Source organism: Pseudomonas sp. HMSC067G02 (genome assembly GCF_001813485.1).
In the GTDB taxonomy this organism is placed as follows: Bacteria; Pseudomonadota; Gammaproteobacteria; order Pseudomonadales; family Pseudomonadaceae; genus Pseudomonas; species Pseudomonas aeruginosa.
This window is the reverse complement of sequence record NZ_KV812718.1, coordinates 1-3,449: the sequence shown is the minus strand read 5'-3', so window position 1 is coordinate 3,449 and position 3,449 is coordinate 1. Positions and strand designations below refer to the sequence as shown.

Here is a 3,449-nt window from a genome sequence, read left to right as displayed (position 1 = left end):
GATTCGTGGATACGCTCGACGAAGCGGTTGAAGGAAATGGCCAGGACCCCGAATTCATCGTTGCTGGTGACCTTCAGGCGCTTGGTCAGGTCGCCTTCGCCCTGGGCGATGTCCTGCATGGCGCGGCCCATGTCGGTGAGCGGTTGCATCAGTACGCGGATCAGCATGCCGAGGAGGAGGACGATGGCGACCACCGCGATCAGCGCGGCGACGATCGCCGAGGTACGCAGCTTGGTGAGCATGGCATAGGCCTTGTCCTTGTCCACCGAGATGCCGATGTACCAGTCCAGGCCGGACAGGCCCTTGACCGGAGAGAAACTGAGGATCCGAGTGTTGCCGTGCAATTCGGCCTCGCTGAAACCGGTGGCGATCTTCGGCGTGTTCTGCGGGTAGACCTCGCTCAGGGTCTTCATCACCTGCTCTTTGTCCGGGTGCACCAGGATCTTGCCGTCGCCGCTGACCAGGAAGGCGTAGCCCATGCCGCTGAAGTCCAGCGAATTGATGATCTGTACCAGGGTCTTCAGGCTGAGGTCGCCGCCCACCACGCCGAGGGTGTTGCCGGCGGCCTTCACCGGCGTCGCCGCGGTGATGATCAGTTCCTGGGTGGCGGCGTCGACGTAGGGCTCGGTCAGGGTCAGGCCGCCGGCCGCTACGGCGTCCTTGTACCAGGGCCGGCTGCGCGGATCGTAGCCGGCCGGCATCGGGCTGTCCGGGCGCATGGTGAAGACGCCGTCCTGCTGGCCGAGGTAGGTGAAGCTGAAGGTCGAGGTCAGGGCCGGCTGTTCGAGCAGGGCGCTGACGGCTTCCGGGCTGTGGTCGCGGGCCAGGGTCTGGGCGGTCTGCTCGACCAGCAACAGACGGCCACCGAGCCAGTTCTGGATGTTGCTGGAGGTCACGTCACCCATTTCCCGCAGGTAGCTTTCGAGGTCCTCGCGGATCGCGTTGCGCTGCAGGTAATCGTTGTAGAGGGTGAACAGTGCGAAAGCGGCGAACACCACGAGGGAGGCCGCGAGGAGGATCTTGTGGCTGAACTTCAGACTTTTGATCATGTTGTATTGCGTCCAGGAGTATGTAGCGCCAGTCTTTGACCAGACCCCTGCGACCGTTCCGCGGGCGCAGGGGCTTTCCGTACGCCTTGCAGCGTCGGGCGGGTCGCGCGGGTGGGTAGTCCGTCGACCCAGGCACGGCCTTGTGCCACGAAGCCACGGTTCCCTGGGTGGCTCCGAAGAATGCGTGATACGGATACGATGGCGATTTTTCCTGTCTCAGCAAGGCCCGAAGGTCTTCGCTGAAGCTGGACGGCCAGATCGGGTCGATGCGCTGGCCCGACGCCCTTCGCGGGAACCCGCGCATATTGGTACGCGGGTTCCGCTGGAAGCCCCGTTGTACAAGGGCTTTCCCTTACTGTCGGCACAGCGTGCCGGAGCTTTAGTCCCGAGGATGAATGGATGTCGCAAGCGAATGAGTTGTTGATCGGCGCTGGCCCCGATGGCCAGCCGGTAGGGCAGGCCTGGCGCCTGGCCAACCGTCATGGATTGATCGCCGGCGCCACCGGTACCGGCAAGACGGTGACCTTGCAGCACCTCGCCGAATCCTTCAGCGATGCCGGTGTCGCGGTGTTCGCCGCCGACATCAAGGGCGACCTGTGCGGCATCGCCGCGCCGGGCAACCCGCAGGGCAAGGTCGCCGAACGCATCGCCAGCATGCCGTGGCTGAACTACCAGCCGAAGGCCTACCCGACCACGCTCTGGGACATCGCCGGGAAGACCGGCCACCCGTTGCGCACCACCATCAGCGAGATGGGCCCGCTGCTGCTGGCCAACCTCCTGGAGTTGACCGATAGCCAGCAGGCCGCGCTGTTCGCCGCCTTCCAGGTGGCCGACCGGGAAGGCCTGCTGCTACTCGACCTGAAGGACCTGAAGGCGCTGCTCAACCACCTGAAGGACAATCCGGAGATCCTCGGCGAGGACCGGGCGCTGTTCACCGGCGCTTCCGGGCAGGCGCTGCTGCGCCGCCTGGCCACTCTGGAGCAGCAGGGCGCCGAGGCCTTCTTCGGCGAGCCTGCCCTGCAACTGGAAGACATCCTCCGCCCCGAGCCGGACGGGCGCGGGCGCATCCACCTGCTCGACGCCAGCCGCCTGGTGCACGAGGCGCCGAAGGTCTACGCGACTTTCCTGCTCTGGCTGCTGGCCGAGCTGTTCGAGCAACTGCCGGAGCGCGGCGATGCCGACAAGCCGGTGCTGGCACTGTTCTTCGACGAGGCCCACCTGCTGTTCAACGGCACGCCGAAAGCCTTGCGCGACCGCCTGGAACAGGTGGTCCGGCTGATCCGCTCGAAAGGCGTCGGGGTGTACTTCGTCACCCAGTCGCCGGGCGACCTGCCGGACGATGTCCTGGCCCAGCTCGGCCTGCGTATCCAGCATGGCCTGCGCGCCTTCACCGCCAAGGAACAGAAATCGCTGCGCGCGGTGGCCGACGGTTTCCGCCCGAACCCGGCGTTCGACACCCTGGGGGTGCTGACCGAACTGGGTATCGGCGAGGCGCTGGTCGGCACCCTGGAGGAAAAGGGCACGCCGGCCATGGTCCAGCGCGTCGCGGTGGCGCCGCCCTATTCGCGGATTGGCCCGCTGAGCGACAGCGAACGCGCCGAACTGGTCCAGCGGTCGCCGTTGAAGGGGCGCTACGACCAGCCGATCGATCGCGAGTCGGCCTACGAGGTGCTGGCGAGCAAGGCGGACGCCAAGCCCGAGGTGCAGGGCCAGGCGCCTGCACAGCAGGAAAGCGCGTCCGGCGTCGGCGGCATGGCCGGGCAGATTCTCGGCAGCCTGCTGTCCAATTCGACGGTGAAGAGCGCCATGCGCCAGGCGGCCAACCAGTTGAGCCGGGAGCTGGTGCGTGGCCTGCTCGGCTCGTTGATGGGCGGGAAGAAGCGGCGCTGAGCGCCAGGCCATGAAAAAGGCGCCCGCGGGCGCCTTTTTCATGGGGGCTGGATGATCGCCGACTAACCGCTTCGCGGTTAGCTGGCCTGTGGGACGGACGGGCTCAGATCTTGAAGCTGTCCACCAGGTGCCGCAGGCGCCCGGCCTGGGCTTCCAGCTCGCCGCAGGCGCGCAGGGTGGCCTGGAGGTTCTCCACGCCTTCCTGGTTGAGGGTGTTGATCTCTGTGATGTCCATGTTCAGCGAGTCGACCACCGCGGTCTGTTCCTCGGTGGCGGTGGCCACCGACTGGTTCATGCTGTCGATCTCGCCGATCCGGCTGGTCACGCTGCCCAGGCGTTCGCCGGCACGGTTGGCGATCTCCACGCTCTCCAGGCTGTAGCGCTGGCTTTCGGTCATGGTGGCCACTGCCTCGCGGGCGCCGACTTGCAGCTCTTCGATCATCTTCTGGATCTGCTGGGCCGATTCCTGGGCGCGATGGGCCAGGTTGCGCACCTCGTCGGCGACCACCG

The 3,449-nt window shown here is 66.4% G+C and carries 3 protein-coding genes; 1 reads left to right on the top strand and 2 read right to left on the bottom strand.

All coding sequences use genetic code 11. The features are described 5' to 3' along the window. A partial coding sequence (locus HMPREF2914_RS25500; protein ID WP_139148225.1) for a cache domain-containing protein occupies nucleotides 1-1,049 on the bottom strand: 1,049 nt, incomplete at its 3' end. A 399-nt stretch (nucleotides 1,050-1,448) separates the two neighbouring features. Between HMPREF2914_RS25500 and HMPREF2914_RS25495 the strand changes: the two genes are divergently transcribed. Beyond that, nucleotides 1,449-2,939 carry a helicase HerA-like domain-containing protein gene (locus HMPREF2914_RS25495; RefSeq protein WP_003093869.1) on the top strand — a complete coding sequence of 497 codons (1,491 nt, stop codon included), beginning with the start codon at nucleotides 1,449-1,451 and terminating at the stop codon, nucleotides 2,937-2,939. A 103-nt stretch (nucleotides 2,940-3,042) separates the two neighbouring features. Here HMPREF2914_RS25495 and HMPREF2914_RS25490 read toward each other — a convergent pair. Next, on the bottom strand, nucleotides 3,043-3,449 hold a 407-nt coding region (locus HMPREF2914_RS25490; RefSeq protein WP_236080420.1), incomplete at its 5' end, for a methyl-accepting chemotaxis protein.